Origin of the sequence: Levyella massiliensis, from assembly GCF_000308275.2 — a bacterium.
Lineage (GTDB): Bacteria > Bacillota > Clostridia > Tissierellales > Peptoniphilaceae > Murdochiella > Murdochiella massiliensis_A.
Window position 1 is genome coordinate 27,472 of the sequence record NZ_HG529491.1, and the last position, 26,318, is coordinate 53,789.

24 protein-coding genes, 1 tRNA gene and 1 other RNA gene are annotated in these 26,318 nt (G+C 47.3%); 12 read left to right on the top strand and 14 right to left on the bottom strand.

The annotated features are described in order from the left end of the window. Positions 1-85: 85 nt before the first annotated feature. Complete coding sequence (locus BN98_RS08655; RefSeq protein WP_019190391.1) at positions 86-214, bottom strand: hypothetical protein; 129 nt, start codon at positions 212-214, stop codon at positions 86-88. Positions 215-285: 71 nt separating this feature from the next. Beyond that, on the bottom strand, positions 286-1,812 hold the full coding sequence (locus BN98_RS05165; RefSeq protein ID WP_019190392.1) for an FtsX-like permease family protein: 1,527 nt from the start codon (positions 1,810-1,812) through the stop codon (positions 286-288). A 291-nt stretch (positions 1,813-2,103) separates the two neighbouring features. Here BN98_RS05165 and BN98_RS05170 point away from each other — a divergent pair, with 291 nt between their 5' ends. Genes BN98_RS05170 through BN98_RS05200 form a run of 7 tightly spaced genes read left to right on the top strand, consistent with a single transcriptional unit; the run spans position 2,104 to position 7,944 of the window. Beyond that, positions 2,104-3,468 (top strand): dihydroorotase, encoded by a 1,365-nt coding sequence (locus BN98_RS05170; protein WP_019190393.1) that lies wholly within the window; start codon positions 2,104-2,106, stop codon positions 3,466-3,468. A 1-nt stretch (position 3,469) separates the two neighbouring features. After that, entirely contained in the window at positions 3,470-4,216 is a 747-nt protein-coding gene (locus tag BN98_RS05175) for a dihydroorotate dehydrogenase electron transfer subunit (RefSeq protein ID WP_040942756.1), read from the top strand. Continuing rightward, positions 4,207-5,202 carry a dihydroorotate dehydrogenase gene (locus BN98_RS05180; RefSeq protein WP_019190395.1) on the top strand — a complete coding sequence of 332 codons (996 nt, stop codon included), beginning with the start codon at positions 4,207-4,209 and terminating at the stop codon, positions 5,200-5,202. Before BN98_RS05175 ends, BN98_RS05180 begins: the two co-directional genes overlap by 10 nt. Continuing rightward, a complete protein-coding gene (gene pyrF / locus BN98_RS05185; protein ID WP_019190396.1) occupies positions 5,199-5,897 on the top strand; it encodes an orotidine-5'-phosphate decarboxylase in 699 nt (232 codons plus the stop codon). The genes BN98_RS05180 and pyrF overlap by 4 nt, the downstream gene beginning before the upstream one ends. Before the next feature lie 9 nt (positions 5,898-5,906). Continuing rightward, on the top strand, positions 5,907-6,578 hold the full coding sequence (gene pyrE / locus BN98_RS05190; protein ID WP_019190397.1) for an orotate phosphoribosyltransferase: 672 nt from the start codon (positions 5,907-5,909) through the stop codon (positions 6,576-6,578). A gap of 17 nt (positions 6,579-6,595) precedes the next feature. Further along, on the top strand, positions 6,596-7,513 hold the full coding sequence (gene pyrB / locus BN98_RS05195) for an aspartate carbamoyltransferase (RefSeq protein ID WP_040942781.1): 918 nt from the start codon (positions 6,596-6,598) through the stop codon (positions 7,511-7,513). Then, complete coding sequence (locus BN98_RS05200) at positions 7,510-7,944, top strand: aspartate carbamoyltransferase regulatory subunit (protein WP_019190399.1); 435 nt, start codon at positions 7,510-7,512, stop codon at positions 7,942-7,944. The genes pyrB and BN98_RS05200 overlap by 4 nt, the downstream gene beginning before the upstream one ends. A 149-nt stretch (positions 7,945-8,093) precedes the next feature. On the opposite strand, the gene BN98_RS05205 is transcribed toward BN98_RS05200, so the two are convergent. The 8 genes from BN98_RS05205 to BN98_RS05235 all read right to left on the bottom strand — a co-directional run bounded on the left by BN98_RS05205 (position 8,094) and on the right by BN98_RS05235 (position 15,483). Beyond that, entirely contained in the window at positions 8,094-8,573 is a 480-nt protein-coding gene (locus BN98_RS05205; protein WP_019190400.1) for a glutathione peroxidase, read from the bottom strand. Between the two features lie 75 nt (positions 8,574-8,648). Continuing rightward, positions 8,649-9,038 carry a hypothetical protein gene (locus tag BN98_RS05210; protein WP_019190401.1) on the bottom strand — a complete coding sequence of 130 codons (390 nt, stop codon included), beginning with the start codon at positions 9,036-9,038 and terminating at the stop codon, positions 8,649-8,651. 87 nt (positions 9,039-9,125) lie between these two features. Continuing rightward, positions 9,126-9,854, bottom strand: coding sequence for an ABC transporter ATP-binding protein (locus BN98_RS05215; RefSeq protein WP_019190402.1), 729 nt, complete (start codon positions 9,852-9,854; stop codon positions 9,126-9,128). 59 nt (positions 9,855-9,913) lie between these two features. After that, complete coding sequence (locus BN98_RS05220; RefSeq protein ID WP_019190403.1) at positions 9,914-11,368, bottom strand: FtsX-like permease family protein; 1,455 nt, start codon at positions 11,366-11,368, stop codon at positions 9,914-9,916. A gap of 80 nt (positions 11,369-11,448) precedes the next feature. Continuing rightward, positions 11,449-13,173, bottom strand: coding sequence for an ABC transporter permease family protein (locus tag BN98_RS05225; RefSeq protein WP_019190404.1), 1,725 nt, complete (start codon positions 13,171-13,173; stop codon positions 11,449-11,451). Between the two features lie 738 nt (positions 13,174-13,911). Beyond that, positions 13,912-14,176: signal recognition particle sRNA large type (ffs, locus tag BN98_RS08180), an RNA gene on the bottom strand. Next, positions 14,177-14,263: transfer RNA gene (locus tag BN98_RS05230), tRNA-Ser, on the bottom strand. Between the two features lie 380 nt (positions 14,264-14,643). After that, on the bottom strand, positions 14,644-15,483 hold the full coding sequence (locus BN98_RS05235) for a hypothetical protein (protein WP_019190405.1): 840 nt from the start codon (positions 15,481-15,483) through the stop codon (positions 14,644-14,646). Positions 15,484-15,735: 252 nt separating this feature from the next. Between BN98_RS05235 and BN98_RS05240 the strand changes: the two genes are divergently transcribed. Then, on the top strand, positions 15,736-17,067 hold the full coding sequence (locus BN98_RS05240; RefSeq protein ID WP_019190406.1) for a C1 family peptidase: 1,332 nt from the start codon (positions 15,736-15,738) through the stop codon (positions 17,065-17,067). Between the two features lie 757 nt (positions 17,068-17,824). Here BN98_RS05240 and BN98_RS05245 read toward each other — a convergent pair. The 4 genes from BN98_RS05245 to BN98_RS05260 form a co-directional block, all read right to left on the bottom strand. Further along, positions 17,825-18,388 carry a GNAT family N-acetyltransferase gene (locus BN98_RS05245; RefSeq protein ID WP_019190408.1) on the bottom strand — a complete coding sequence of 188 codons (564 nt, stop codon included), beginning with the start codon at positions 18,386-18,388 and terminating at the stop codon, positions 17,825-17,827. Between the two features lie 297 nt (positions 18,389-18,685). Further along, positions 18,686-19,261 (bottom strand): hypothetical protein, encoded by a 576-nt coding sequence (locus BN98_RS05250; protein WP_019190409.1) that lies wholly within the window; start codon positions 19,259-19,261, stop codon positions 18,686-18,688. Positions 19,262-19,459: 198 nt separating this feature from the next. Further along, entirely contained in the window at positions 19,460-19,678 is a 219-nt protein-coding gene (locus BN98_RS05255; protein WP_052332322.1) for a GNAT family N-acetyltransferase, read from the bottom strand. Between the two features lie 125 nt (positions 19,679-19,803). Beyond that, positions 19,804-20,019, bottom strand: a complete 216-nt coding sequence (locus BN98_RS05260) for a hypothetical protein (protein ID WP_019190412.1) — start codon at positions 20,017-20,019, stop codon at positions 19,804-19,806. Between the two features lie 306 nt (positions 20,020-20,325). Here BN98_RS05260 and BN98_RS05265 point away from each other — a divergent pair, with 306 nt between their 5' ends. From BN98_RS05265 to BN98_RS05280, 4 genes are all read left to right on the top strand, one after another. Next, on the top strand, positions 20,326-20,949 hold the full coding sequence (locus BN98_RS05265) for a hypothetical protein (RefSeq protein ID WP_019190413.1): 624 nt from the start codon (positions 20,326-20,328) through the stop codon (positions 20,947-20,949). 130 nt (positions 20,950-21,079) lie between these two features. Next, entirely contained in the window at positions 21,080-21,292 is a 213-nt protein-coding gene (locus BN98_RS05270; RefSeq protein ID WP_019190414.1) for a helix-turn-helix domain-containing protein, read from the top strand. Between the two features lie 10 nt (positions 21,293-21,302). Next, positions 21,303-22,253, top strand: a complete 951-nt coding sequence (locus tag BN98_RS05275; protein ID WP_019190415.1) for a hypothetical protein — start codon at positions 21,303-21,305, stop codon at positions 22,251-22,253. After that, complete coding sequence (locus BN98_RS05280; protein WP_019190416.1) at positions 22,250-26,314, top strand: Eco57I restriction-modification methylase domain-containing protein; 4,065 nt, start codon at positions 22,250-22,252, stop codon at positions 26,312-26,314. The genes BN98_RS05275 and BN98_RS05280 overlap by 4 nt, the downstream gene beginning before the upstream one ends. Positions 26,315-26,318: the final 4 nt, after the last annotated feature.

Here is a 26,318-nt window from a genome sequence, read left to right on the forward strand (position 1 = left end):
GCTTTTTATACAATATCCACTGATGAAACGATTTTACAAGATCTAAACCATGTTTGAAACAGTCTCTCCATCCACTGAAGCCATTTTAGAGCAGTACGTTAATCAGCCGTACCGGACCACCATAGGAATAATTTATAATGCAACGAACACGACTACCCTCGGGGTAATAATGTTCTTGCACGATGGTATAGCCTTTTCCCTTCAAGGGCATCATATCACCTTTCTGCGATTGTAATGTTTATTGATTGTTCTATATATTTTTTCATTATTTTCTTTTCTTAAAGTTTACCCTAATCTCCCCAACCGTTTCATCGTGCGACGCATAGCCCATGTTGTCAAAACATAAAGGAAGAAAACTATTCCTAAGAGCAATCCCGCTATCATCCAAGCAGAAAGATGCACAGTATAGGTTTCACGAATGATGGCTGTTATGCGCTCTTGTTGGATAGTGGTAAGGTCACTAAGAATTAAAGCGCCTTGTTGTTGTCGAAGCGCCTTTTCACATAAGGAGGCTCCAATTTTTTTAGAGAAAAAGAGTCCCATAATGAAACCAGGAAACCCGCTCAGCAAAACAAGCCAAACCTTTTCCAAAAGGAATAGGCGCCGCATCTGCGAAAAGGTACTGCCTAAGGCCAGACGTAATGGCATCTCTTTTGTTCGAGTCTTGAAAAACAGAAAATAAATCAATACGAACAGCACTATCACAAGTAACGTTGCAATAGCAAACAAGCTGAATATGGTAGCCTGTACGAGTTTTGTTGTTTCGACCAAGTGCTTGGCTTGATCAATGGTGCTTGTTGTTGTATATTCGCGAACTGTATTTCCCTGCGCATCATATTTTTCCAGGTGATAGCCCAGTTGTCGCAAAGAAGCCATTTCTCTTTCCAATGTCTCCAAGGAATCGCAAATGAGAGTGGGAAATAAAATTTTAGCGCCATCCTCTGTCCCATCGTCACGCTCCAGATACTCTCTTTGTATGCCGGTGGATCGATAAATGAGATCATTCCTTTCTTTATGCAGACGATCCATCCATGATTTTATTAATGCATTTGAGACATAGATCCGCTGCTCTTTTTTAGCATCTTCTAGCGTAATAGCGCCCTTTTTCTCTAGCGTTTCATAGGTTCCTATCACTGTTAGCGTTAATGACACTCCTTTTAAGCGCTCCCCCTTATCCAACTGAAAGTTTTCCAACGGATGCGGGAAATAGAGTTCCAGTCCATCTCCTACCTGAATGGGCCGCATGCTTTTTCCATCCCATATTAAAAGTGCTTTTGGAGCAACCGCATTTTGATGCACCGTTTGCCACTCTTTATCGTTAAAGCCACGACCATGAAGCAGACGAATGGTTTCTTGCTCTTTTTTGGTTTGTCCGTAAAGCAAAACCTTCTTATCCATACCAAAGCCAAGTGAACCATTTCCATTTTTTGTCTGATTTTCTTCTTCATTTCCTTTAGGCGTAATTGCCAAAGGTTTTGTTCCATTTTTCCATTGCGGGGTCAATGTATAGTGAAACGAGACATTCTTTACCCCTTCGCGTGAGGTTGCTGCGTTAAAATAGTGCGTTAATTCCTCAATGTCAGCGTAAATTTCATTCGTGTATCGAATGCTTTTTAATGTCGTAATTTCACTGTCCAATCGTACGGAGTAATCAACACCTTGATATATTGTTTCTTTCATTTTCAAGCTCATGGAAGAAAATAATACTAACACAACAATAAGCACTATGAAGCCTGTCATTAATACGCCCAGGAGAATGGATTCCCATGGTTTGCGATGGAGGCGTATAAAGCTTTCTCTGATCGTTTTCATTGCGCCTCTCCCCTGTCGATGGTGGCTTAAAACAGCAATAACATAATCAACCTAATCCCACATAGCTATCCGACTTAGTATCATAATAAAATGAGAAAACGTTATAGTCAACGGAAGCAGGTGCGCTGCCAGAAGGAATAGAACACTCTCCCCCGTAATCGTTACCCGGTGCTTGGCAAAAAATTTCGTCTCCGTTCTTGACGGAAAAAAAAGAGTAGAGTAAGATAGCACAGATATACGCCGTGACAAGCGGCGTCGAAAAAGAACATGGGTATTGCGAAAGGAGTGACCATGCGCAAGCTGAAGCTGGTGAATGGAACGGTGTTTTATCATGGCCGTTTCCAAAATCTGGATTTGACGATTGACAAAGGGCGTATTGTTCGTTTGGATCCGTCTTCCCTCTCCGGTTCTTCTGTTTCTCCCATTTCTCCCGTTTCTAATGAAAATAATGAAATAGTGATGGATTGTTCCCATCTTCACATTTTTCCCGGTTTCGTCGACTTGCATGTGCATTTTCGCGAACCGGGTTTTTCGTATAAAGAAACGATTGAAACGGGAAGCCGGGCGGCAGCACACGGCGGCTATACGGTGTGCTGTACGATGCCGAACTTGAAGCCGGTGCCGGATACGTTGGAAAATCTGGAAGTGCAACGTGCGATCATTCGTGATAAGGCGGTGGTGCATGTATTGCCCTATGGAGCCATTACCTGCGGCGAAAAGGGCGCAAAACTGGCCAACTTTGAGGAGCTGGCACCGTATGTCGTGGCATTTACGGACGACGGCGTAGGTGTGGCGGACGAAGGACGGATGCGCGAAGCCATGGTGAAAGCAAAAGCACTGGCCAAAGCCATTGTCGCACATGCGGAGGAGATTGCCTTGGTCAACGGTGGCGTCATCCACGACGGCACCTATGCAGTGCGGCATCACCATAAGGGAAACCCGTCTGCAAGCGAGTGGAAACAAGTGGAACGAGATATCGCACTGGCGGAGGAAACCGGAGCCCGGTATCACATTTGCCATATTTCTACGAAGGAATCCGTCGCATTGCTCCGGGAAGCACAGAAAAAGGGGCTGCCGGTGACGGGCGAAACGGGACCGCATTATCTCACCATGACGGATGAGGATTTGCGGGAAGACGGACGCTTTCGCATGAACCCGCCGATTCGTTCGGGGGCGGATCGCGAAGCGCTGCGTGAAGCGTTGATTGACGGGACGCTTCTTGCGGTGGCCACAGACCATGCACCTCATTCGGCGGAGGAAAAAGCAAGAGGTTTGGACAAGAGCTTGAACGGCATCGTGGGATTGGAAACGGCGTTTCCGGTGCTCTATACACAGCTGGTGTTGACCGGCATCCTTTCACTGGAACAACTGGTGGAAGCCATGAGCACACGGCCGATGGCGTCCTTCCGCCTGCCGGAAGTAAAGGAAGCCAAGGCATCCCTTGGCATCCCGTATGGCATTGATGTGAATGAGCCGGCAGATCTGGGGATTTGGGATCTGAATGCGGCCTACACCATTGATCCGGAAACCTTCCTCTCCATGGGCCATGCGACGCCCTTTGCGGGATGGACGGTACGCGGCGTGTGCCTCAATACCTTGGTCGGTGGCGAAAGTGCCTATGAGGATCCGGCCTGGAAGGAGCGTTACTGTGACTGAAATGCGCATCGTGAGCAACCGAAAGGTCGCCGACCATACGTATGAAATGATTCTTGCCGGTGATACAACGTCGCTAAAGACGCCGGGACAATTCATAGCCATTAAAGTGCCCGACTACTATCTGCGACGCCCCATGTCCGTCAGCGACTGGGATGAAACATCGCTGCGCATTTTCTATAAAACCGTCGGCCATGGTACCACAGCAATGACAAAAATACAGGACGGTGCGTTGGATGTGTTATTGGGACGCGGAAATGGCTTCTGCCTGCAGGATGCGGGAAATCGCACGCCGATGCTTATCGGTGGGGGCGTGGGTGTTCCGCCGCTCTTCGCGCTGGCCAAAGCCTTCGTAAAAGAGGGAAAACGCCCGGTCGTTTTGCTGGGATTCAATACGGCCAATGAGATCTTTTTGGCGGGAGAATTTGAAGCGCTGGGTTGTGATGTGCGCATTGCTACCATGGACGGCAGCACGGGAACCAAGGGCACGGTCTTGGAATGTTTGCAAGATGTGCTCGCCGAGCGACCGGCAAAAGACTTCTATATTTATACGTGCGGACCACGACCGATGTTTCAGGCACTTTATCGCGCCATGGAACAGGAACACATGGATGGTGCGTTCAGTTTAGAGGAGCGCATGGGTTGTGCCGTGGGCATTTGCATGGGTTGTACGGTGGAAACCGTGGACGGGCCGAAGCGTGTCTGTAAGGAAGGGCCGGTATTTCGAAAGGAGGCGCTGCCATGGGGATGAAATCGCGTCTTGAAGAGCAGGTGACACCACGCCTTGCGGTTTCGCTTGGCAGCCTCAAACTGACAAATCCTCTCATTCCCGCCAGCGGGTGCTACGGCTTCGGTTATGAACGCGCTGAAGACATTGCCCCGGACTTTTTCGGCTCCATCGCACTAAAGGGAACCACGCGCGAGCCGCGCTTTGGTAATCCCCTGCCGCGCATTGCAGAGAGCGCAAGCGGAATGCTGAATGCCGTCGGATTGCAAAACCCCGGACTGGACAAGGTCATCGCCGAGGAGTTGCCGAAACTCGCAGCCGTATCCAAAAAAGGCATGATCGCCAATGTGGCCGGTTTTCATATCGATGAATATGTGGAAGTGGCACAGAAAATGGCGGAGCAAGAGCAGATTGCGCTGATTGAGCTCAACATCAGCTGTCCAAACGTGCATTGCGGCGGGATGGAATTCGGCGTGGATCCGGAGCAGGCGGCCGCTGTGACCGAAGCGGTGAAAAAGGCCATTACCAAGCCCCTCTTCGTCAAGCTGACGCCAAATGTCACAGACATCACCAGCTTGGCAAAAGCTGTTGTTTCGGCGGGAGCGGATGGTCTCACGCTCATCAATACGGTAAAAGCCATGCGCATCGATCTGAAAAAGCGCGCGCCACTTCTGGCCAACGGCACCGGAGGCCTGTCCGGACCGGCTATCTTCCCCATCGCCATTCGGATGATCTATGACGTGTACGAAGCGGTGGACGTGCCCATTCTGGGCTGCGGCGGCGTGAGCTCCGCGGAGGATGTTGTAGAGATGATGATGGCAGGCGCCAGCGCGGTCGAAATCGGCGCGGCAGGACTGGCCGATCCTTTTATGTGGGCATCGCTTCTGACCGATATCGAAACGGTGCTGGATCGACTGGGCGTGGAACAGTTGGAAGACATTGTGGGGGCTGCGCATGCAAAATCAGTCGCACAGGTGAAACAAAACCCTCGCGGAAAGGAGACGGAATGAAACCGGTCATTATTGCCTTGGATTTTCCGAATCGCCAGGAAACCATGGATTTCTTGCAGCCGTTTCGGGACGAAAAGCCCTTCGTCAAAATAGGGATGGAACTCTTTTATGGCGAAGGCCCGGATTTAGTACGGGAAATTAAGGATATGGGCTATCCCATTTTTCTGGATTTAAAATTGCACGATATTCCGCACACGGTGGAGCGGGCGATGCGCCGCTTACATACGCTAAACGTGGATATGACAAATCTTCACGCGGCAGGCGGCAGTGCCATGATGCGCGCTGCGCGGGAAGGCTATCCTGACGGGGTGCTGTTGGCGGTGACACAGCTGACCTCCACCTCACCGGAAATGCTCAAAGATGAGTTAGGCATTGTAAAGCCTATGAATGACATCATCGTGCAGTATGCGGCGCTGGCGAAAGAATCCGGCTTAAACGGTGTCGTTTGCTCACCGCTGGAATCGCCACTGGTCCATGAGCGCTTGGGCAAGGCGTTTCTGACCGTGACCCCGGGCATTCGCTTTGCCGACAATGCCAAGGATGATCAGAAACGCGTTACGACGCCGGCGCAGGCAAAAGAACTTGGCAGCAGCTACATTGTGGTGGGACGTTCCATCACAAAGGCAGAAGATCCCGTCGCCAGTTATCGCCGCGCCTTGGCGGATTTTGGCGATGCCGAAGCCGAAAACCGATAGGAGGTTCCTATGGAAAACACAACAAAAACTGCCATCGCTAAGGATTTGCTGGAGATTCAAGCCGTATTTCTGCGGCCGGAAGAGCCCTTCACCTGGGCCAGCGGTATCCACAGCCCCATCTACACCGACAATCGCTTAATTTTGTCGGCGCCGACGGTGCGCCGGCAAGTGGAACAAGCCATCGCCGATACCATTCGCGAACACTACCCGGCAGCAGAAATGCTCATGGGTACGGCGACAGCAGGCATCGCTCATGCCGCACTGGCGGCATCGCTACTGGATTTACCCATGGGCTATGTGCGCGGCGGTAATAAAGATCACGGCCGCCAGAATCGTATCGAAGGACGCCTCGAGTCGGGGCAAAAAGTCGTGGTGGTTGAGGATCTCATTTCGACCGGCGGCAGCGTGCTGGAAGTTGTTGACGCCTTGCGCGAAGCTGGCGCCGAGGTGCTTGGGATTGTTTCCATCTTTACCTATGGCATGCAAAAAAGTATCGATCGCCTGCAGCAGGCTAAGGTCCCCCTGCACAGCCTGACCGATTTTGACACCATCTTAGACGTTGCGGCAGCACAAGGCATGTTAACCGCTGCCCAAATTCCGCAGTTGAAGAAGTTCCGCGATAATCCTTCGGATGAATCCTGGATGCAATCGTCGGAACAGCAAAATATAACCCAAGAATAAGGAGGAAGCCGATGCCGATGAAGGATTTAATTGACATCAAAGATCTGTCCACCCAAGAGATTGACGAGCTCATTGAGGTGGCCGAACAAATTATCGCCGATCCTGCCCGTTTCCAGGAAGTATGCGCCCACCGCGTGCTGGGTTCCCTTTTCTATGAACCTTCCACACGCACCCGTCTGAGCTTCGAATCCGCCATGCTTGCCCTGGGTGGCGATGTCATCGGCTTCTCCGAAGCCAGCTCCAGTTCCGTGGCCAAGGGCGAAAGCGTTGCCGATACCGCCCGCACCGTTGAATGCTTTGCGGACATCATCGCCATGCGCCATCCCAAGGAAGGTGCTCCGTTTGTGGCCTCGCGTTCCGTGGATATTCCGGTCATCAACGCCGGCGACGGCGGTCATAACCACCCGACCCAAACCTTAACGGATCTTCTGACCATCCATCGCGAAATGGGCCGTCTGGACAACATGGTCATCGGTTGCTGTGGCGACCTCAAATTCGGCCGCACCGTCCACTCCCTGATCACGGCTATGAGTCGTTACAAAAACATCAGCTTTGTCCTGATTTCGCCGGAAGAGCTGGTGATCCCCGAACACGTACGCACGGAAATTTTGGAAAAGCAAAACATTCCCTTCAAGGAGGTGCGCAGTCTCAGCGAAGCCATGCCGGAACTGGATATTCTCTATATGACCCGTGTCCAGCGCGAGCGCTTCTTCAATGAGGCCGATTACATCCGCTTGAAAGATACGTACATCTTGACGCCGGAACGTCTCAAAATCGCAAAGTCCAGCATGCGCGTGTTGCATCCGCTGCCGCGTGTCAATGAGATTTCTGTCAAGGTCGATAGCGACCCGCGTGCCGCCTACTTCCGTCAAGTGAAGAACGGCCGCTTTATCCGAATGGCACTGATTATGAAATTATTGGGGGTAACAGCATGATTTTAGGCGATTTACAAGAAGGCATTGTCATTGACCATATTCCTGTCGGCAAAGGCATGGTGCTCTATCACTATCTGGGTCTGGATAAACTGAACTCTCAGATTGCTCTGATCGAAAACGCCGTCAGCTCCAAACGCGGCCAGAAAGATATCCTGAAAGTGGCGGAACACATCGATCTCGACTTCGCCCTGCTGGGCTATTTCGATCCCCATATCACCGTCAATATCGTGCATAATGGCGAGATTGTCGAAAAGAAACATCCGCAGCTGCCGGAAACCATCACGAATATTCTGCATTGCCACAATCCGCGCTGCATCACCTCCATTGAACAGGAGCTGGATCATGTCTTCCGTCTGACTGATCCGGAAACGAAGACTTATCGATGCATCTATTGCGAAACCATCGGTAAAGAAGACGACGTGGAAATGTAGTAATAAGTAAAGACGCAGCGTTTTGAATGCAATTGTCTAAATGAAAAACGTGGGAATTTCAGCGCCTGCTGAAATTCCCACGTTTTGTCTTTTTTACGTTTTGTCATTCCCACCTTTAAGGCTCATAAAATACCCTTTTATGCCTCTTTTTATTCCGCCAACAGCTTTTGGATGGCGTCTTCCATCTTTTCCGGCGAGGTTTGCGGCGCAAAACGGGCTACCACATCGCCATGGCGATTCACCAGAAATTTCGTAAAATTCCACTTAATGGCATCGCCAAGAACGCCGCCTTGCTGCTGTTTCAAGAACGCATAGAGCGGCGCTTCGTTTTCGCCATTGACATCAATCTTAGAAAATTGCGGAAAGGCTGTTTGATAGGTGAGCTGGCAAAAGTTTGTGATTTCGGCGTCTGAGCCCGGAGCCTGATGACCGAATTGATTGCAGGGAAAATCCAAAATTTCAAGTCCCTGGTCATGGTACTTGGCATAGAGAGCTTGCAGGCCCTCGTATTGCGGGGTGAAGCCGCAACCGGTTGCCGTATTAACAATCAAAAGCACCTTCCCTTCATAGGTGTGAAAATCCACGAAGTCGCCTTCGGCATTTTTCATGGTAAAATCGTAAATCGACATGGTGTACTCCTTCGTTTTTGATTTTTATAGAGTGAAACGATACGCCTGATCGCTCTTTGGGGGCCAAGAGCCACTTTATCCCCTCGAAAAGTGAATCACGCCTTCTGCCGTCCAGATCTTTGGCCCATTATAATGATAGGCTAGCTTCTGCCCATCGATATGGCGGTTCAACCACTCGGCCTGCTCTTCAGAGTCAACCTGATACCAATCGCGCTCTTCCTCTTCCATCTCCTCCTGATAGATCACCGAAGTCTGAATTAAAAACAGCGATCCGTCTGTGGCGCGCCCTAATTTGCGATAGCCGTCTTCCCACTGAAACAGCGGCAATTCCGTGCCGTCCTCCAGCTTTTGATGCGAGCCGTATTCGTGCACAATTTCCAAATGGCGAACGCCCTCTTCATTACCGGCTTCCAATTGTTCAAACAGAACGCTCGGCGTTCCATGAAATGTTAAATAATCTTCCATATCGTCCTACCTTCTTTTTTACTCATGCAAGGTAGATACCCATGTCTTGCGGAACCTCCCAATTTTTTAGCGATGCACGCCTGCCGTCTATTGCTGCACCGGCCGTTTCAAAACCGGATCCAGCACAAAAGACTGATCCGATCGCTCCGCAATACGCGGATCATGCGTGACCACAATGACGCACATCCCGAGCGTATGCGCCAACAATTCAAAATACGCCACAATCCCCTCAGAAGTCTTTTGATCCAAATTGCCCGTCGGTTCATCGCAAAGTAATATCGATGGATTCTTGGCAATGGCGCGCACAATGGCAACGCGCTGCTGCTCCCCGCCGGAAAGCTTCGTCACCACACGGGAAGACTTTGCCTGGTCCAACCCGAATAGCAGCAGTAAGCGCGTCAGAGGATCCGCCGTATCTTCCTTTTGTTCCTGCGGTGTCAACGGACTTTTCTCCAAACGATCCGCCACCTCTTTCGCCGCCGAAAGATCCGCCTTTCCCAACCGAAGCGCCACCTCGACATTTTCATGTGCCGTCATATATGAAATTAAATTATACGATTGAAACACAAAGCCCAACTGCAAGCGACGAAATGCCAACGGATCCGTCACTTCTTTATCTCGAAAGAAAAGCTTTCCTTCCTGTAAAGGCTCCAGCGTCCCCATCAGCGAAAGCAGCGTTGATTTTCCACTCCCCGATTCCCCCATAATCGTATAAAACTTTCCTTTTTCCAAAGAAAGATTTACATCATCCAAAACCACCCGTTCGACATCGCCATCTTTATAGCGATGGGTAACATGCTTCACTTCAAAAAGCATTGGACTTCCTCCTTTTTTTGTCTCAAACCCCGGCACAGTCTCTCCCTGCTTCCTTCATATTAAGCCTTTCTTCTTTTCTTTTCTTTTGTGATGCGATGCAGGGCGTAAGCGGTAAGGGCCCATAATAGGAATAGTAGCAACACAAACACGAAAACACCGACCTGCCACGAAAAATCGATATGATAGTTCTCCTGTACCGATGCACGCCACAGCATCTGTTGTTCATGGGTTCGTTCCGCCAGAAGTATGGCCACATTTTCTTGCGAAAGCACACGCTGCGCCAAGATTCTGGCCATCGTACGGCTTACCAAGGTTCCCGTCGCCCAAGCGATGGGGCAGCTGAGGCACAAAATCCATGCCTTTTCTAAAAAGAAAAGACGTCGCATAGGTGCTAAGGCGCTTCCTAGCGCAAAGCGCAATTGCATTTCCGGCGCACGACTTTGCAGAAAATAGAAAAACAGCACCATAAACACGACAAGCAGGAGAACGGACAACGCTACCATAAAAAGAAATACAAATTGCTGTGAAGTTCGAATGGCTTTCTCCAGTTTGAGCGCCTGATCAAACGTCGACGTTGCTTTATATTCCGCTACCAGTTCACCCTTCTCATCATATTTGTCCAAGCGATACGCCAATTGTTGCACTTGGGATCGCATGCTTTTTAATGTCTTACTATCGGCACACTGCAAGGTTGGTTTTAAAATTTTTGCACCATAAATGACGCCATCGTCGTTGCGAAGCAAAGCGGCATCCTTTGGGGATGAAGCAATGCGTTTATTCCTTTCGCGATATAAGTGATCCATTTGATCGCGTACAAAGGCATTGGGCAAAAAAATGGTCTTGTTCGAATCGGTGGGAAGATCTCCTTCTTTTTTAAGAGGCAAAAAGGTTCCCACGACTTTGACGGCGAGGCGATGAGGCGTTGCTTTTGTTGCCTCCGCTTCTCGGAAATAAGCAGCCACCGGATCCGGAAAGGTAACAACAATCGTTTCACCCGCTTTCACAGGATGGCTTCCCTTTTCACTCGGTACTGTAAAATCTGTCGGTACAAGAGCCACTGCCGAGCCATTGCTAAAATCGGTATTCGTCAGTTTTTTTCCCTGTGAAAGTTCGATCTCTTTTTGATCCGACGAAGCAAAGCCCACTAAAGAAACCTTATCGTCTGCAGCATCCGTCTTTACGGATGACTCTAGAGTAGCCAGCAAAGCATAGTGCATACTTGTGCCGGAAATGCCGGGAATGGATTCGAACTTTTTCCAAGCCTGCTCAATATCTTGAATATCCTGATATATTTTTTCAGAATAGTCATAACCGATCGGTTTTGTCACATTTCCTTCCAAACTTATGGAGCGCTCTATTCCGGCATACAAACTCTCCCCGGAACGAAAGAAAAGATGCACAAATGCTATCGTTATAAAAAGCAAGGTGCACAAGGCGAACATCAAGGCGCTGAAAATCGCAGATTCTCCCCACTTACGATGAAAACGCAACAGGCTTTCTTTCCACAGTGTCATCGTGGCATCCCTTCTCTTCCCCTCTGCCTTTGCTCCTCTGCCGGCACAAAATGAAACTATCGCTAGTATCCGGTTCTTTATTATTCATTATTCTTTCCCATAATTTCCATATCGCGCAGTCTATCGGTAAGTTTCTTTTTACGCAACACGATATAGGCTAGGCCAAAGCCGGCAATGACAAGACCGATGCAGACCAGCAGCAAAAGGAAATTGCCGTCGGATAAAGACAACGTCCGATACGTAGCAACGCCCTTTTCAATGGCTGCGCTATTGGATAAGACCTCGGTTTCGGTCGTTAGCGTACGGACAGAGTTTGTCAAATAGCGGCGCCATGCCACGGAGACAAACGCATTGGCTATGTCTGCCGCAAGAAACGAAAGGCTGATGAGAAGTATATATTCGCCCAAGGAATGAAAGAGACTTCGTTCACGCGTTTCTCCCAGAACCTGCAGGATTGCCATCTCCTTACTTCTTCTTGTCAATTGGAAAAGAATCAAAAGAGGAATGGTTAGGATGGCAACCGCCACGGATAACCATTTCATAAATTGAAACACCCCTTGCATGGAATCAATATTGCCGGCTAACGACTGATAGGCTTTAAAGGAAGAGTGGCATGCATATAACGGCACTTCATGGCGCTTGTTTAATGCATCCATCTTCGCCTGTACATTTTTCATCATTGGGCCCAAGTCCTTGAAATCATGCAACGTAACAATAGGAAAAGTAAGAATCTCATGATCACTCTGCGGATCTAAATTCTCAAGCGTCTCGCCTTGAATGCCGATGTGGGACAACTTCTTCCATGATTTTTTTTGCATCGTTTCTTGTAGCGATGTCCGAATACTTTCCCATCGACTCCGTGGAATATAATAATAATCACCGATAAAACCGAATACAGAAAATTGATTGATTTCCATCGGCCAGCTTCGCGTGCCGTTGTGGAAGCCGACGACTGTAAACAATTCTGATTGAACAGTTTTGCCAAAATCATTGATCGTAATCGGAATTTTATCCCCAATGCGCAACGGCCGATAGCCATTCTTATCGATATAAAACGTATTGAATGGAGCTACCACATGATAAGCACCTGTCGCATCATCCTTTTCATTCAACATTCTTCCCTCAATAATTTTGGTTTGGCCGCATAACAAATCGCTGGTTTTTTCTTGCGTGACACCCACCAAAGCGGGATGTATCCCCTTTATGGCATTGCCATAGAGCAGACTTGGCGTTTCGGCAAAGAGAGAGGGATTCATTTCATATTCCAGTTTTGCCGAACGATACTGAAGAGACAAGCGAATACAGTCTAAATAATGTAGCACCAGATTATCCGTTTTACGGGCTTCTTTCCAATCGCCCGGGCCAGCCACGGATTTCGGCGTGTCAAAATGTTTGGTATAGAATCCTTTGTCATCCGCTTCAGAGGCATCATGGGAATCAAGCACTCCAAACATGGTCTCATCGCTATCCGCTCCATCAAAGGTCGTCAGATATCCGTTTCGAAGAACCGGCTCAACAATCACCTCTTTGACTCTTGGATCTTTCCGCCATTCGCTCAGCCAGCGATGCATTTGTTGCACTTCTTCGGTAAGCTGTTCTTCTGTTTGATAGCGTGATCCGCCCATAAAGGGAGTCGTAATGATAAAGCGTGCCTCCAGCACATTCTGCATTTCTTTATGAAAGAAATCACCGGCTCGATGCATTGAAAAAGACAGAAGCAGAAAGAACGTAATCGCAAAAAACACCGCAAAAAGGAGCACTCCCTGCTTTGCATTGCGTTTCAGATGAAGCCAAGTACGTTTCATGGAATGCTCCTTCCTGCTTTATAGGTATCTTAGTATCTTAGTATCTTATTTAAATTCATTTTCAACGATATCAAACGAACACAGAAATGCTATTTACAAAATAGCCGTCACGGTAGTAGATAATACAATAGACTTTGCCTTCGCTTGGTTCATAAGATTGACTATAAAGGCTATACTTACCCGTGCATCTAGCGTGGAGATCAATATCGATCACCTCGCCCGAATTACTCAAACGGTAATACCCTGATATTATTACTTCCCCCTGAGGCGAATGATGTATAACTTTATCTACGCGTCGTACCGGACTTCTTCTCATAAAAGAATTCACTTTAATTGAAGGCCTTGATGCCACGGCTTGAACCGTCCCCTGATTCATCATTAGGCACAGTATTAAGGCTACAGCCATAAAAAACGTTTTCCCTTTCTTGCCTAGCCATCTTCACCCCAATAGTATTGCGGCGTCTAATTATTGTCAAATTATTCTTCTTTAGGAATTGTTTCGTGGCCTGCGCATTATTCACGCTGATTTCAACTGCACTCCATGCATTGATAGTAAGTGGTTCATAAGAACGCGTCTAGCCCTTTGATGCCTCCCGGTGTAAAGGGGCATTAAAACCGTTCCATCGCTTTCTTAAAGATTTTGCATACTCATATGTCTATTATATTTAATATTGATCCATACCAAAATTTGTTATAAATCCATACAAAAAAAGAAGCCTTTCGGCTTCTTTCATAAGTCCGCACACCCGGCTTTGTGACACGCAATGCACCCGGCACCTTAGCCTTCGGCTCAGCCATGGCACCCTCGCAACACATGAAGTACAACACTTAATGCTGCTTCCTTCCGGACCTGACATGGTTCATGAGCCTCCATTGTGCAAGACCATGACGTCAACACCGCCGACGAAGACCAGCGATTCACCTTGTATCCCGAGGCCGGGAATTCTACCCTGCTAAAGCGGATTGCAGGTTCAGGGCACCGCTAACTCCCCATATAGTGCAACGGAGAGCGAGGGATTCGAACCCTCGATACGGGAATCCGTATACATGATTTCCAATCATGCTCCTTCGGCCACTCGGACAGCTCTCCACAGAACAATCAAAAGTGCACTACCCTAGAATTATAACAAATTTCCCTCATCTGTCAAATGCGAGCCGGAAAGGCGACGCCGCTCATGACGCCGAACGAGTCCTTGGCCGCCGTCCGTCCGACTTCCTCCCCCACTGAAGGCGCAGATTACGGGTCATTTTGCCATTTTGCGGTTTTGACCCGTAATTGTGACGGTGGCTTTACGGGTCATTTTTCCATTTCGCCGTTTTGACCCGTAATTGTGGCGGCCACTCTTTAGCCGGGCGCACACGAAGATCATAACCCGGCACAAAGTAGCTACATTGAACTGCTTGGAGAATGGCTGAAGCTTGGTTGCGTCGAGCATCGGTATCTGGTGAAGGTTGACCCCGCCTCTTTTATCATTGATGGTCCTTCCATAAATATCGCTGAATGCGCTCTTCGGCAATGCGCAAATCCAAGGTGCATTCCGAGCTCTCAAAGGTCATGATCAGCCGATCGCCAGGATGAATATTCGCAGATTCGTAAAGTGCTATTCTACGAAGCGCATTGTTCGCATACTCCGGAACATCCATCATGCCAAAATGCTCCCAATACATTTCAATTTGTCGCTCCGGATGATAAAACGTAAAGTCCGGATGGATGCAGGTTCCATTCGGCAGATACAAGGGACATTCGTATTTATATTCGATCCCCCTTGCAGTAAAAAGATCCGCTAAGATCTTCTCCGACTTTGAACGCACTTTTCCATTTTTATTGGTATAAAGATTTTCACGCATATTGCTAGTGGATTTTGGTTGGAAAGCCCGCCTTTTCCATTGATCCATCCGTTGCCGATTCGTTGGTAGCAAAGGTTGAACAGACCGCTTTCGCATGGGATGTAAAATATCGTAGAGAAGATCTAATTCCCCGGACTGATAGTCTTTTAACAGTCCCTCCAATTGTGGGATCCTTTTGCTAAGCAATCGACGCGCTGCCATATCATAACTTTTTTGAGCCAATGTGCGCACCGTTTCGTTTTCATCACTTCCTAAGTAGCGTTTTACGATTTCTTGTTTGCCCGTGTTATTCTTATCATTGCGAGTTATCCAATAAAATTGATAGCGATCGTGCGACTTTGAAATGACAAGCCTCCCCTTTATCGATGTACGAGAAAGTGTCGATTCTCTTTTTTCCAGCTCACTCCATGCTTTCTTATACTTTATCAATGTCCTGCGCAAAACGAACTCCAAATAATCCATATTCACCTTCCTATAGCGATGTTAAAGTTTCATTCCTCACTCCTCATATGTACAAACACTCCTTTTCTATTGTCCTCTAGTTTTTGTCCCAAGGCGTCCCAGAATTTAAACTCTGTTGTCATATTTAAAGCCCACTCTGTGCTAGTTATTTCGAGCGATATGCCGGAAAAAGCGTAAACGCAAGGCGTCGTCTTGTCCTTTCTTCCTTGTTAGTCTAGAATAATTCATGAAAGTCAAATAAAGGAGGTAGAAATGGATAAGAAATTACTGGATAAATTTTCGAAGCGCTTTGCCGAAGACAAGCAATCGCAAGGAGTAAAAAATGCCATCGCTTCGGTGGGCTTTGAGAAAGCTTCCTTCAACAATAATGTATTAAGAAAGCACAATTTCGTGTTTTCGGATGAGACCAAACGTGGCGATATCACGAACCAAAAGAGCAGCGGTCGTTGCTGGATGTTCGCATCTTTGAACGTAGCGCGCGTTTCGGTGATGGAAAAACTGAACATGAAGACGTTCGAGTTCTCACAGAACTATACGTTCTTCTGGGACAAGCTTGAAAAAGCTAACTACTTTTTGGAGAACATTCTCCACACGTTGGATGAGGACATTGATTCCCGCCTGATGAAGCATTTGTTGGAAGCGCCGCTGCAGGATGGCGGCCAGTGGGATATGTTCAAGGAAATTTTGAAAAAATACGGCGCGGTGCCCAAGAGCGTCATGCCGGAAACCTTCCATTCCTCGAATTCCCGCATGCTCGATACCATCATGACCACGCGTCTGCGTGAAGATGCTTGCCGCATCCGTCAACAATACAAAGAAGGCAAAAAAGAGAAAGCGCTTCGTGCCGAAAAGGATGACATGCTCTATGATATTTATAACATCCTGACTAAGGCCTTGGGCGAAGTACCAACGAAATTCGACTTCTCCTATCGCGATGAAGATGAGAAATTCCATCGCATCGAAGGCATTACGCCCCAGGAATTCTTCAACAAGTACGTTGGTTGGAACATGGATGACAAGATTTCGCTCATCAATGCTCCTACGGAAGACAAGCCCTACGGCAAAGCCTACACCGTCCAGTATCTGGGCACGATCTACGAGGCCGATCCGGTCCGTTACGTCAACGTCCCCATGGAAGACCTCAAAAAGGCAGCCATTCGCTCCATTCAAGACGGTCATCCCGTCTGGTTCGGTTGCGATGTCGGCCAGCGACTGGGTCGCAAGGAAGGCATCATGGATCTGGAAACCTACGACTTTGAAGACACCCTGGGCTTCACCCCGGGCATGACCAAAGCCGAACGCCTGGATTACAGCGAATCCGTCCTTACCCATGCCATGGTTCTTGTCGGTGTCGATCTGGACAAAAAAGGCAACCCGCTGAAATGGAAAGTGGAAAACAGCTGGGGCGATGAAAATGGCGATAAGGGCATCTACTCCATGAGCGATGCTTGGATGAACGAGTTCACCTACCAGATCATGGTGGATCGCAAATATGTGGATAAGAAGTGGCTCAAGGCCTACGATGGCGAAGTCACCGAACTCAAGCCCTGGGATCCGATCGGATCGTTGGCGAAAAACAACTGAAATATAATATTTACTTCATAAAAAGGGGCTGCCTCAAAATGCCGATTTTCGGCAAGATATTGGGGCAGCCCTTTTCCTTATTTAATAATGCCCGGCGCAGTGGGATGGCTTAACAAAGCAGCTTCGGCCCCATATAACGACGGTACCCCATGTAATTTTACAGATCGATAAATAGCATGGGGTGCTCGCGCGACCGCTACCCCATGTTATTTTTAAGATAGAGAAATAACATGGGGTGTTTTTCTAAAATTGCTGTGTAAAAACCCATGTTATTTTTAAGATAAAGCAATAACATGGGGTGTTTCGCCAAAATTGCTGTGTAAAAACCCATGTTATTTTTGAAATAATGAAATAACATGGGAGAAATCAGAGTTTTTCTCCCTTCAGTGCCCCATGTTATTTTACAAATCAGGAAATAACATGGGACAATCGCGAAACGGCGCCCCATGTTATTTTTAAGATAGAGCAATAACATGGGGCGTAATGAAAGAGCGGCTAACGTAACAACAAACTTTGGATGAACCGAAAGCAAGAGAACCGCGGAATGCGAACATTCGATTGCAAGGGAGAGGCTTTGTTACATCCTTTTGAATCCCATTTCTATCTTCGTCTTTTTCCTCACGCATGAAGCGCTTTAATGAATTCCTGTTCCTGCGCCTGCATCCTCGCGCTATTCCGCACCCAAATACTTCACCGTTACAGCAGTTATGACATAAATCCCAAACACATTTGGGTTATTCCCCGAAAATAGCGATAGTTATTTTCCCCTTTTCTCCCATTCTTCCCTCAATAAACTGTAAATGGCCGCATCCACGATGCCCTGATTACTTCTGTCCGCCTGCCGTAACGTACCTTCATAGGTCAAGCCGCACTTTTTCATCACTTGCCCGGAATGCGGATTATTCGGATCGTGTTGAGATTCAATGCGATTCGCCCCAACTTCCTGAAATAAAAAGGGAATGATCGCTTGGAAGGCCTCGGTCGTAATTCCCTTGTGCCACCACTTTTTCCCAATCGCATAGCCGATATGGACCGTGTCGGTCCTTTCCTCTTTTCCGACAACCGAAAGAGAGCCGATCCCTTCCTGAAGCTCTTTGAGCTCAATGGCCCATTGGTAAAAAGAAGGATCTGCATAGGACGCCACCCAAGACTGTAAAACCGCCTTGGTTTCTTCCACCGATTTCACTGCTTGCCATGTCAAAAACTTCGTGACTTCTTCGTCGGCATGCCAATTGCGAAACATTGCCTCCGCGTCGTCCATCGTAAAAGGACGTAAGATTAAGCGTCGCGTTTCAATGATTTGTGTGCCTTTGTGGTGCATTGTTTCTCCCCCTGCCCATTTGGTCATTTTTTCTAATTTATTGTAGCGTAGCACGAAAACAACTATTTGTCATAACTCGGTGCTGCGGAGTTGGGAGAGAGAATCCTTTACATAAAAAGTATCAACCAAACAAAGAAAGAAAGGTTAACGCCCATGAAAAAACGTACCCTATGGATGGCGTGTTAACCCGCCATCCATAGGGTTGCATTCAGGAAATCTTCTGATGTTTTTGGTTCCACATGGTTTACAAAGGTACCGTTGCCTTGCTCCACGAACCTCTTTCGCGGGCCGTGCCGATTATGGTTGTGCAGGCATCATATCCGTTACATTGCCCTGAACGCCCATGGTTTTCATAAAGAGCGTCTGCGGATCCGCAATGACCCAGCGATCATCGTCATATTTCACGTCGATATCAAGCGATGTTTCGTCCGTCTTAACGGTGGAAAGATCTAACTTCGAATAGTCCGGCTGACCATTCGGCCCGATAACGCTCATCATTTTGGACGCAAGATCCATCATATTGGGGGCTGTCACCTTATAGGTCAGCGTTCCTTCCGTCTTTCCTTTCTCGATCTCGCCACTCACGTAAGCGGCTTGCACCTTCGCAAAAACTGACTTGTACATATCCACTTGCTTCTTCACGTTGGGATCGTCCATGTTCAAACTTGAACTTTCCTTTTCAGCGCTCTGCTGCTTTTCGCGCATCTCCTTTGGCAGAAACTTTGCCATTTCCTTGGCATCCATCTTGGCAAATGCCTGAAAGAATCCTTCGACAGTTGACTTGGCTTCTTCCGTGGGGGAGGCATTTGCGCCGCACGCGGTCAGAACCAGCAACAAGATACAACCCCATACCATCCAAATCCGCTTTTTCATAGGCCCTCCTTTTTGCTCACGAGTTGTCGGTGCATCGTCTTACAATAGAGAAGTACCCATTTTTTGACATTCTGCAATCGTTTCTTCGTCCCAGACACTCGCCTGCATTTCGACGAACGGGTGAGTGCGACTTCGTCCATGCGAATGCTCATGAAGGAGAGCTCGAAGGGGCAACCGAGGGCATCGTTCCAGAAAATACTATCGATTATGATAAAAAGAAGGATCCGCATCGGACGCCACCCATGACTGTAAAACCGCCTTGGTTTCCTCCACTGATTGTACCGCCTGCCAAGTTAAAAACTTCGTGACTTCTCTGTCGGCATGCCTATTGCGAAACATTGCCTCCGCATCATCCATCGTAAACGGCCTTAAAATTAAGCGTGGCGTTTCAATGATTTGTGTGCCTTTGTGATGCATCGTTTCTCCCCAGCCCATCCGAGCATTGTTTTCTATTTTATTGTAGCGTAGCACGGAAACAACTGCTCAGCACGAAAAAAGCACTCTAAAAAGAGTGCTAATTCCGTATTCTGTTGTTCGCCGTTCTATGCGTGAAGATCGTTAAGAAGCCGAATCTTTTCGTCTTGGGTTTTAGCATTTTCCAGGGCATCCAGAAAAGCTTTTTCATCCGCCGTTAACGGGCGATCCATCACTTCTTGAATCATTTTATCCGCTTCCGCCATAGCCTCTTCGTAAATTTCGGCGAATTCTTCATCAGTTACTTCTTCAAGATCGTCGTCTTCCTGTTTCACTTTTGCCATTGTTGCACCTCTTTCACTTCGTTCTTAAGCCTAAACGTCTTCATTTATCATAAGTCGAAATCCATTTCGTTTCCATAAAGCACTACATGAAGGAATAGCTCTTCTTTAAAGGAATTATAAGTTGCCCAGTTTTAACAGGCTTTCTTAAAGGCACGCCATCTCTTGAAAAGGCGACTTAGTGAGTTTGCTTCCGATATTTCTTGTAGTAGCATGAGATGTTTTTCCAGCTATTAGGTTCTGGTGGGTAGTTACCCGAATCAAGATTATTATATTTAATCTCTAGCCGAACTCAACAAACTTCTTGATATGGGCGAAGTGGAAGAACTCAAGAATCCTTCTCCGCTGCTCGAAGACGTCAAGCGTACCATTATGGAATTTCGCAACCAAGAATATGATGAAAACAACACGGTGGACATGTTTGACACTCTCTATCTGGACTTGAAACATGTGGCCCTGGCCTATACGGAAACCGAAGACGGCCGGCTCAGCATTCAGTACGAACTCAATCTGGAAGATAAGACCTGGACGCAGTACGTGGATGAGGTGGCGGTCGCCATGGAAAGTTTTGCGCGGGAAGGCGAAGAACAGATTGACCCCTTGCGCAACATGAAAGATGAGATTGAACTCTCCGATTTCAGCGACCTAGTCTACATTGAAGAAAGCCCGCTCAATGATCTGATTCGGCGGATTGAGAATGCCCGGCTTGAAGAAGATCCGCTGGCCAAGGATATGGACAATGATGGCATTCCCGACCGGAACGACAACGCCTTTCAGGACAGCGACTATCTGGAATCTGCCTATGACGTGGATGAACAGATTAAAGAGCCGGAGCCAACGGAGAAGACGTCCATCTTACAGCAGATTGCGGACTTCAAAGCCGAGGAACAGGACAAGCCGTCCTGCGGACGGAGCAAGGAACAGGAAAGATGAAAAGGGCGGTGTGGCTTTCGGACTGCACCGCTCTTATTTTTTTGCCCTGAATGTCGCAAGCGGAATGTATAACTAAATTGCGACATATCTTCAAGGCCGGTATAATAGAACCAGCGATTAAGGAGGCAGTATGGCTGTTTCATATGAGAAATACAGAAAGCTTCTGAAAGAAAGCAATATGAGTGCTGCCCGTCTGGGGCGCAAGGCCGATATTGCGCCGAATACGATGACCCGGCTTCAGAAGGATGTGGAAGTATCCCTGACCGTCCTCGGACGCTTGTGTGAGGTGCTGGGATGCAATTTCGGGGACTTGGTGGACTATGTGCCGGAGAAGAAGGAGTGAACGATAAGGGATGACATCTCGCGTTGACATTAACGAACAACAAATATATGAAATGCACCCTGAACTCCTTCGGATTCTTTTGAAGGATTGTACGACCAATCGGACAATTATCTGGGGAACCAATAATTATCTGAGCTATGGCGCTGATTACGGCGAACGCTACCCCATGCACATCGATCAGATCACAGGCACTCATGCAGGCATTATTCAGCCCAGAGTGGCGAAAAGCCATGAACATAAGGGCGCGAGAACCAAAGAAATGGCTGAGGTCTTTACACCGTCCTGGATTTGTAATGCACAAAACAACCTTGTGGATCAGGCCTGGTTTGAACGGGACGTGGTGTTTAATCGTGAACTTGACCATCATTGGGAAACGATTACGGACAAGATTTCGTTCCCAGAAGGCAAATCGAAAAAGACCTGGAAGGCTTATGTGGATGAGCGCCGTCTTGAGATTACCTGTGGAGAAGCACCTTATTTAGTCAGCCGTTATGACACCGTTACTGGAGAAGCCATTGAGATCAAAGATCGCATCGGCCTTCTTGATCGTAAGCTGCGCATTGTAGGAGAAAACACGGAAACAGAAGATGACTGGCTGAAATGGGCGGAGCGTGCTGTGCAGGCGACGTATGGTTTTGAATTTCAAGGTGACAGCCTCCTTCTGGCCCGAGAAAATATCCTGTTCACCTACAGCGATTATCTGGAAGAAGCCCTGAAACGCCAGCCAAGCATTCAAGAGCTGATCAAAATTGCAAAGATCATCGCCTGGAATATCTGGCAGATGGATGGGCTCACCTTCACCATACCGTATGAGGTTCCCGATGAGCTACACAGGCAAATGACACTGTTCGATCAGTTGGAAGGAGTAGTAGAAAAACCGAAAGCAAACTGTCTGATTAAAGATTGGCGAGCGAAAGAGATTATAGAATTCCGTAAATTGGTAGAGAAGGGAAAGCAATGATTGATAATCTTGAAGTCTTAGAGCATTTAATTGTTGGTCGTGTAACGCCCCATATTTATGCTTTTTCGACCAACACAGTCCCGAACTACCTTAAAGTTGGCGATACCTATCGTCCGGTATCGACGCGTTTACATGAATGGCGTTTGTATTTTCCAGATTTGACAAAGAATTTTGAGGATAAAGCCAGCGTAGCCGAGGACGTATATTTTCGTGATTTTGCTGTTCATCAGTTTTTGGAACAGGAATTGAAAAAAGTTCGTCTTCTTCCCGAAGACATTGAAGAAGAGATTTACTACAGCAAAGAATTTTTCCGCGAGACGAAGCCGGAAGATGTTAAAAAGGCCATCAAAGATATTACATGTTCTTACGAGCAAAATAACGGGAAATATGCCTTTTATGATGCTTCTCGTCGTTTGCCGGAGGAGTACCACTATGAGCGCGGTGCATCCTGGGCGCTTCGGCCTAATCAAGAAGCTGCTGTTGAGGCTTTTCAGAAGGCGATACAGGCAGGCAGACATAAGCTGCTCATGTATGCGGTGATGCGCTTTGGGAAATCCTTCACTTCCCTTTGCTGCGCTCTGGCGATGGAAGCCAAACTGGTTTTGGTTGTTTCTGCGAAAGCGGATGTCGCCGAAGAGTGGAAAAAGACGGTCGAATCCGCTGGGAATTTTAAGGATTATGTTTTCGTTGACAGCCGTGCTTTGAGTGCCAACGAACGTATTTTGGAAGAAACGCTGGAAAATGGAAAACGGGCAGTCATTTTCCTGACGCTCCAGGATTTACAGGGCAACGCAATCAAAGAGAAGCACCAGGAAATTTTCGAACATCGGCTTGATTTAGTGATCGTGGATGAAACGCACTTTGGCGCACGGGCTGCCTCGTATGGCAAGGTTCTTGCAGATGTTGACCATGAGGATGATGACGACGCCGTGAGTCTTGATGACGCGGACGAAGTCTTAAAGCGACTCCATGCAAAGGTACAGCTGCATTTGTCTGGAACGCCTTACCGCATTCTCATGGGCAGTGAGTTTGAGCCGAAAGACATTATCGCCTTTGTGCAGTTCACGGATATTGTCAACGAGCAAAAAGCTTGGGACGCCGCCCATTTGGCCGACGATGAAACGAATGAATGGGATAACCCGTATTTTGGGTTCCCTGAGATGATTCGCTTTACCTTTCATCCCAATGAATCTTCCCGCAAAAAGATGGAAGAGCTTCAAAAACAAGGGGTCAGCGCAGCGATGTCGGCGCTTTTTAAGCCCTTGTCGACGAAGAAAGATATCAAGACCAATGCGCATAAGAAATTTCGATTTGAGCAAGAGATTACTGAGCTTTTGCGCGTGATTGACGGAACAAAGGAAGATGAGAATTTACTGAGTTTCCTTGATTATGACAAGCTGAAAGAAGGCAAAATGTGCCGCCACCTAGTCATGGTTTTACCTTACCGGGCGTCTTGTGATGCGATGGAAGCCTTGATCGATAAACACAAGGATGAATTTAAGAATCTCGGAAATTATCGAATCATCAATATCTCCGGTGTAGACGGCTCCAAAAACTATAAGCGGCCGTCCGATGTGAAGCGCCTCATCCGTGAATGTGAGTCAGAAGATCAGAAGACGCTGACGTTGACGGTTAACCGTATGCTGACCGGAAGTACCGTGGAACAATGGGATACAATGCTCTATTTCAAGGATACGGCTTCTCCTCAGGAATATGATCAGTCGATCTTTCGTTTGCAAAATCAATACACGCGTGAATTGCGCGATGAAGAAGGACATGTCATTAAAGAAAATCTGAAGCCACAGACTTTGCTGGTGGATTTTGATCCGGCAAGGCTCTTCCGGATGCAGGAGCAAAAAGCGCTTATTTACAATGCCAATGTAGAAAAAGGCGGAAATGCCAAACTGAAAGCCCGCATCGAAGAAGAACTGCGCATCTCTCCTGTGGTGCTATTGAATCACGGAAAAATTCACCAAATTGAAGCTACCGATATTCTGGAGGTAATCAGCGCCTACCATAACAATCGTAGCGTGAACGATGAAGTGATTGAAATTCCGGTGGATATGGGATTGTTGGATGACCCGAGATTTAAGGCTCTGATTGAACGACAAGGAGAATTCGGTTCCAAACAGGGCATGACGCTAAGCCCCGCAAGCGGTGAAGGCGATTACCTAGATGTTCCCGATGTCCCCGTTGACGGGAACGCTCAGCCTCCAGTTCCTGATTCTGATGGGGATGAGCAGGAAGACGAGACAACGCCTTCGACATCAACTACAGACGAAGACAAAGAAGAGCAGAAACTTGCCAAAAAGATTCAGACCTTTTATCAGCGCATTCTGTTCTATGCTTTCCTGACGCCAGTTCAGGTCAATTCGGTACAGGATATTCTTGATACTCTCGACGATGGTCCGAATCCGCGCATTGCCGATAACCTATCCATAAACCGTGCCATGCTGGAGGCTTTGCTGGAGCGTATGAATCCCTTTATGCTCAGCAAGCTGGATTATAAAGTGCAGAACATCTCAACGCTTGCCCATGATGAAAGCCTATCCCCGGTAGAGCGGGCGACCACCTCTTTGGCCAAGTTCAATCGTATGTCGGATTCTGAGGTGATTACGCCGGCCAAAGTAAGCCATGATATGGTTGCACTGCTTCCGGTAGAAGGCATCCGCACCATTATGGCTGGAAATCAGAATTTTCTTGATATGGGTGGGAAAGCCGGCGAATATCCGCTGGCACTGTTCCGACTTTTAACCGAGGAATTGGGCTACACGCTGGAAGAAGTTAAGGATCGGATCTATTCCATACCGACTTCGTCTATCGCTTACGAGTTCACCAGGCGTTTTTACGAAACGCTGGGGCTGAATACACAAAACATCGCCCGAGGCTTCAATGCCTATGATTTATTGAAAATCAAAGATGAAAAGGGCGAGATGGATTACGAAAAAGCTGCAATGCTACTTCAACAGATGAAGCCTTTTGAAACAATCACCTTGGCAGAAGCATTAGAGAAAGGAGCTGATACCGTGGAATTTGGCGCAGTGGTTGGAAATCCGCCATATAATGAGCTTGATGGAGGAGCACAATCTAGTTCACAACCAATTTACCAACATTTTGTAAACATATCATCTCAAATTAAACCTTTCTATCTCACCATGATTATTCCAACTAGGTGGTTTGCTGGAGGCAAGGGACTACATATTTTTCGAGAATTTATGTTGAACAATATATTTATTAAAGTGATGCATGATTTTCTCAGTCCAGAAGAAATTTTTCCGGGAACTAATAATCGTGGCGGAATATGTTATTTTTTAATGGATAAATCTTGGAATGCAGAAATAGATCATGTTTTGTTTGTGACGCATAAAAATGGCGAAGTAATCAATTACTCTCAACGTCGCCTTAAAACTGCTGGCGTCGATATTTTAGTCCGAGATGCCGAAGCATCAACAATTCTTGAGAAAATCAACATTGGTCAATCAGATGAAACTGCGAGGATTGAAAATCACATCTCGTCTTTACGCCCTTTCGGATTTAGAGGGTACTTTGTAAATGACGCTAACTATAAAAGCTCTCAATCGGGAATGAATGATCCTATTTTATGTATAGGCAAGGGGCGTAGAGAAGGTTTTGTTGAGAGAGCTTTGATTCAGAAGAATAGAAATTGGATTGATAAATGGAAAGTGTTTATACCGAGAGCAAACAATATCGCGACAGAACTAAACGATGACAATCTAAATGCGTTTGTTGCTGGACCAAAGACAATCTGTACAGAATCCTATTTGTGTTGCTATGGCGAAGACAATCTTTCTGAGGAAGAAGCTAACAATCTTGTGAAATATATGAGCACTCGATTTTTTAGATATCTTCATAGCCTAGCAAAGAGCAGTCAAGATTCTAGTGCAAAAACATTCAGGTTCATTCCTGTACAAGACTATTCTAAGGAATCAGATATCAATTGGTCATGTGAACTTACACAGCTTGATAATCAGTTGTTTGAAAAATATGGTTTGGATGATGCTGAAAGGGCGCATATTCGAAATAGCATTAAAACAATGTAGGAGG

Bases quoted from the DNA above. Each gene is read 5' to 3' on its own strand.
- BN98_RS08655 (WP_019190391.1), bottom strand. From the start codon at position 214: ATGATGCCCTTGAAGGGAAAAGGCTATACCATCGTGCAAGAACATTAT.
- BN98_RS05265 (WP_019190413.1), top strand. From the start codon at position 20,326: ATGGGCGAAGTGGAAGAACTCAAGAATCCTTCTCCGCTGCTCGAAGAC.
- BN98_RS05260 (WP_019190412.1), bottom strand. From the start codon at position 20,019: ATGGCAAAAGTGAAACAGGAAGACGACGATCTTGAAGAAGTAACTGAT.
- BN98_RS05165 (WP_019190392.1), bottom strand. From the start codon at position 1,812: ATGAAAACGATCAGAGAAAGCTTTATACGCCTCCATCGCAAACCATGG.
- BN98_RS05170 (WP_019190393.1), top strand. From the start codon at position 2,104: ATGCGCAAGCTGAAGCTGGTGAATGGAACGGTGTTTTATCATGGCCGT.
- BN98_RS05255 (WP_052332322.1), bottom strand. From the start codon at position 19,678: ATGCATCACAAAGGCACACAAATCATTGAAACGCCACGCTTAATTTTA.
- BN98_RS05205 (WP_019190400.1), bottom strand. From the start codon at position 8,573: ATGTCGATTTACGATTTTACCATGAAAAATGCCGAAGGCGACTTCGTG.
- BN98_RS05225 (WP_019190404.1), bottom strand. From the start codon at position 13,173: ATGAAACGTACTTGGCTTCATCTGAAACGCAATGCAAAGCAGGGAGTG.
- BN98_RS05180 (WP_019190395.1), top strand. From the start codon at position 4,207: ATGGGGATGAAATCGCGTCTTGAAGAGCAGGTGACACCACGCCTTGCG.
- BN98_RS05175 (WP_040942756.1), top strand. From the start codon at position 3,470: ATGCGCATCGTGAGCAACCGAAAGGTCGCCGACCATACGTATGAAATG.
- pyrB (WP_040942781.1), top strand. From the start codon at position 6,596: ATGAAGGATTTAATTGACATCAAAGATCTGTCCACCCAAGAGATTGAC.
- BN98_RS05235 (WP_019190405.1), bottom strand. From the start codon at position 15,483: ATGGATTATTTGGAGTTCGTTTTGCGCAGGACATTGATAAAGTATAAG.
- BN98_RS05215 (WP_019190402.1), bottom strand. From the start codon at position 9,854: ATGCTTTTTGAAGTGAAGCATGTTACCCATCGCTATAAAGATGGCGAT.
- BN98_RS05210 (WP_019190401.1), bottom strand. From the start codon at position 9,038: ATGGAAGATTATTTAACATTTCATGGAACGCCGAGCGTTCTGTTTGAA.
- BN98_RS05270 (WP_019190414.1), top strand. From the start codon at position 21,080: ATGGCTGTTTCATATGAGAAATACAGAAAGCTTCTGAAAGAAAGCAAT.
- BN98_RS05245 (WP_019190408.1), bottom strand. From the start codon at position 18,388: ATGCACCACAAAGGCACACAAATCATTGAAACGCGACGCTTAATCTTA.
- BN98_RS05200 (WP_019190399.1), top strand. From the start codon at position 7,510: ATGATTTTAGGCGATTTACAAGAAGGCATTGTCATTGACCATATTCCT.
- BN98_RS05240 (WP_019190406.1), top strand. From the start codon at position 15,736: ATGGATAAGAAATTACTGGATAAATTTTCGAAGCGCTTTGCCGAAGAC.
- BN98_RS05220 (WP_019190403.1), bottom strand. From the start codon at position 11,368: ATGACACTGTGGAAAGAAAGCCTGTTGCGTTTTCATCGTAAGTGGGGA.
- BN98_RS05280 (WP_019190416.1), top strand. From the start codon at position 22,250: ATGATTGATAATCTTGAAGTCTTAGAGCATTTAATTGTTGGTCGTGTA.
- BN98_RS05275 (WP_019190415.1), top strand. From the start codon at position 21,303: ATGACATCTCGCGTTGACATTAACGAACAACAAATATATGAAATGCAC.
- pyrE (WP_019190397.1), top strand. From the start codon at position 5,907: ATGGAAAACACAACAAAAACTGCCATCGCTAAGGATTTGCTGGAGATT.
- BN98_RS05250 (WP_019190409.1), bottom strand. From the start codon at position 19,261: ATGAAAAAGCGGATTTGGATGGTATGGGGTTGTATCTTGTTGCTGGTT.
- pyrF (WP_019190396.1), top strand. From the start codon at position 5,199: ATGAAACCGGTCATTATTGCCTTGGATTTTCCGAATCGCCAGGAAACC.